A 3,215-nucleotide genomic window follows, 5' to 3' on the forward strand; every position below is an offset into this window, starting at 1 on the left:
TGCCGCTGCCGAGCCCGCCGATGCGGCGCCGGCGCCCGAACCGGTGCGCGCCGATGCGGTGCCGCCGCCCGAACCGGTGAAGCCAAAGCCGGAAGCGAAGCCGAGATCCGCGCCGGTCAAGGCCCCGCCCACCGCACTCGACACCTCCAGCCTGGCCAGCCTGATCGACAAGGCGCTGCCCAAGGCGCCGCAGAAGACGCTCGACACCTCCAGGCTTGCGAAGGAGTTGAACGCTGCGGCGCCGAAGACCGCAACCGTTGACCCGCGCGCCGCCGCGACGCTGGCCCAGGCCATACGCGCCCAGGTGGCGCCGTGCTGGAACCCGCCGGTGGGTGGGCGCGACGTGCGCCGCATGACGGTGCTGGTGCAGGTGCAATATGGCCGCGATGGCCGGGTGATCGGTCTGCCGGAGGCCGGTACGCCAACCGGGCAGACCGCGGCCAATGCCGATTATGCCCGGGCCTTTGCCGAAACCGCGCGCCGCGCCGTGCTGCGCTGCCAGCCGCTGAAGCTGCCGGCCGAACTCTATGACCTGTGGGCCAAGGTCGAGATCAATTTCGATCCCGAGGAAATGACCTGAAGGCGGGGCGGACCGAGGCCGGTTTAACTGCCGTTCATCCCCGGGCCCTGATATGAACGGGCTATGCGACTGATTCCCTGCCTGCTGGCCTTGGCTTTCACCGGCCCTGTCTTCGCTCAGGATACCGCGCCGCCTGCTGCAGCCGGGCCACTGAGGGTCGACATCAACGCCGGGCTGACCCAGCCGATGCCAATCGCCGTGCCGGCCTTCGCGCCGGGCAACGGCGGCACCACCGAGGCCGGCACCACCACCCAGCTGGGCGAACGCGTAGCGCAGGTGATCGCCAATGATCTGAAATCCTCGGGCCTGTTCCGCCCCCTCGATCCGGCCGCCTTCACCACCACGGTGGACATCGATGATGTGCTGAAGCCCGAGTTTGCCGCCTGGCGCACCATCGCGGCGCAGGCGCTGGTCACCGGCACCGTCACGGCCAATCCCGATGGCGGCCTTACGCTTGCCTGTTATGCCTATGACGTGTTTGCCGGCAGCGAAATCGCGCGGGCCGGCTTTGCCACCACGGCCGCCGGCTGGCGGCGCGCTGCCCACAAGTGCGCCGATCTTGTCTACACGCGGCTGACCGGGGAGAGCGGCTATTTCGACAGCCGCATCGTCTACATCAGCGAAACCGGCCCGCGCACGAAACGCATCAAGCGGCTCGCCATCATGGACCAGGATGGCGCCCAGCACCGCTTCCTCACCTCCGGGCAGAACCTGGTGCTCACGCCCCGCTTTGCGCCGGCGCAGCAGACCATCACCTACATGAGCTTCGAGAACAATCGGCCGCGCGTCTGGCTCTACACGCTGGGCAGCGGCCGGCAGCAGGCGGTTGGCGATTTCAACGGCATGAGCTTCGCGCCGCGTTTCTCCCCCGATGGCCAGAGCCTCGTTTATTCGATGGCGGTGGGCGGCAACACCGACATCTGGCGCCACGACATCGCCACCCGCCAGTCCGTGCGGCTGACCACCGCCCCGGGCATTGACACTTCGCCCAGCTTTTCGCCCGATGGCCGCCAGATCGTCTTCGAAAGCGATCGCGGCGGCAGCCAGCAACTCTATGTGATGAATGCCGATGGCAGCGGCCAGCGCCGCATCAGCTTTGGCGAAGGCCGGTCGGCCAGCCCGGTGTGGAGTCCGCGCGGCGATTATGTCGCCTTCACCCGCATCGGCGGCGGGCGCTTCGGCATTGGCGTGATGCGCCCCGATGGCAGCGGCGAGCGGCTGCTCACCAACGGCTATCAGGATGAGGGTCCGTCATGGTCGCCCAACGGCCGGGTGATCCTGTTTTCCCGTTCGGATCGGGCGGGGCGATCCGGCCTGTGGTCGGTGGATATTTCCGGGCTGAATGAGCGGCGGCTCGCAACGCCGCTCGATGCCTCCGATCCGGCCTGGTCACCCTTGTTGCCGTAATGGCGGCACACTGTTACATGAATGCAATAGCTTGCCGTCATTGCTGAGCTTGGAAAGGAACCTGTCATGCACCGCAATAAGTTTCGCATCGCCCTGCTTGCCGGGATCAGCCTGACGCTTGCTGCCTGCGCGTCCAAGAAGGAAGAAGTGGCCGCCGTCCAGGCGCCACCCACCTCAGCCCGTCCGGAAGCGCCCGCCGCCGCGGCCCCAGTGGCGCCGGTGGCCAGTACCGGCATCCCCGCCGGCAGCCAGGAAGACCTGCGCAACAAGGCGGGCACCGACACGGTGCTGTTCGCCTACGACAGCTACGAACTGGATGGCGAAGCGCGCGCCGTGCTGGCCCGCCATGCCGAATGGCTGAAGGCCAATCCGTCGGTGCGGGTGACGCTGGAAGGCCACTGCGACGAGCGCGGCACTCGCGAATACAACCTGGCGCTGGGCGAACGGCGCGCCAACTCGGCGAAGAATTTCCTCGCCGCGCAAGGGGTGGCGGTCGACCGGCTGAGCACCATTTCCTATGGCAAGGAACGCCCGGCCGTGGCCGGCACCGACGAAGCCAGCTTTGCTCAGAACCGCCGCGCCGTCACCATGGTGATGGGCCGCTGAGGCCCCTTCCCGCCACGCGCTTCACCCGATAACAGGCGTGTCCATGCGGATCATCCACATGGGCACGCCTTTTTTTGCGGTACCGGCGCTCGATGCATTGATGGCGGCGGGGCACGAGGTCATCGCCGTCTATACGCGCGCCCCCAAGCCGGCAGGGCGCGGGCGGCAGCTGCAGCAAAGCCCTGTGCAGCTGCGCGCCGAGGCGCTGGGCGTCCCGGTGTTCTGCCCGAAAACGTTCCGCGATCCGGCCGCCGTCGCCCAGTTTCTGGAGGTTGCCGCCAGCGCCGACGTGGCCACGGTGGCGGCCTATGGCCTGATCCTGCCGCCGCCAGTGCTGGCGGCGCCCCGGCTTGGCTGTCTCAACATCCATGGCTCAATGCTGCCGCGCTGGCGCGGTGCGGCGCCGATCCAGCATGCCATCCTGGCCGGCGATGCCACCACCGGCGTCACCATCATGCAGATGGACGAAGGCCTCGATACCGGGGCGATGCTGGCCAGCGCCGCCACGCCGGTTGACCGGAAGACGAGCGGCGAGCTGTTTGCGGAGCTGGCGACGCTGGGCGCCGGCCTGCTGGTGGATGTGCTGGCCCACCCGCGCGCCGCCGTGCCGCAGCCGGAGGCC

General features: G+C 68.4%; 3 protein-coding genes and 1 pseudogene. All 4 read left to right on the forward strand.

Annotation, left to right across the window (positions count from 1 at the left end):
- Positions 1-580, forward strand: a pseudogene (locus GJV64_RS12920) (hypothetical protein); the annotation flags it as partial.
- Between the two features lie 63 nt (positions 581-643).
- Positions 644-1,987, forward strand: coding sequence for a Tol-Pal system beta propeller repeat protein TolB (tolB, locus tag GJV64_RS12925; protein WP_164157724.1), 1,344 nt, complete (start codon positions 644-646; stop codon positions 1,985-1,987).
- A 66-nt stretch (positions 1,988-2,053) separates the two neighbouring features.
- Entirely contained in the window at positions 2,054-2,593 is a 540-nt protein-coding gene (gene pal / locus GJV64_RS12930; protein WP_164157725.1) for a peptidoglycan-associated lipoprotein Pal, read from the forward strand.
- A gap of 43 nt (positions 2,594-2,636) precedes the next feature.
- On the forward strand, positions 2,637-3,215 hold a 579-nt coding region (locus GJV64_RS12935; RefSeq protein WP_268920647.1), incomplete at its 3' end, for a methionyl-tRNA formyltransferase.

The sequence above is a fragment of the Sandarakinorhabdus rubra genome (assembly GCF_010994245.1).
Classification (GTDB): Bacteria; Pseudomonadota; Alphaproteobacteria; order Sphingomonadales; family Sphingomonadaceae; genus Sandarakinorhabdus; species Sandarakinorhabdus rubra.

What these genes read in the sequence shown, in the direction of transcription:
- tolB (WP_164157724.1), top strand. Translation starts at nt 644, where the DNA reads ATGCGACTGATTCCCTGCCTGCTGGCCTTGGCTTTCACCGGCCCTGTC.
- pal (WP_164157725.1), top strand. Translation starts at nt 2,054, where the DNA reads ATGCACCGCAATAAGTTTCGCATCGCCCTGCTTGCCGGGATCAGCCTG.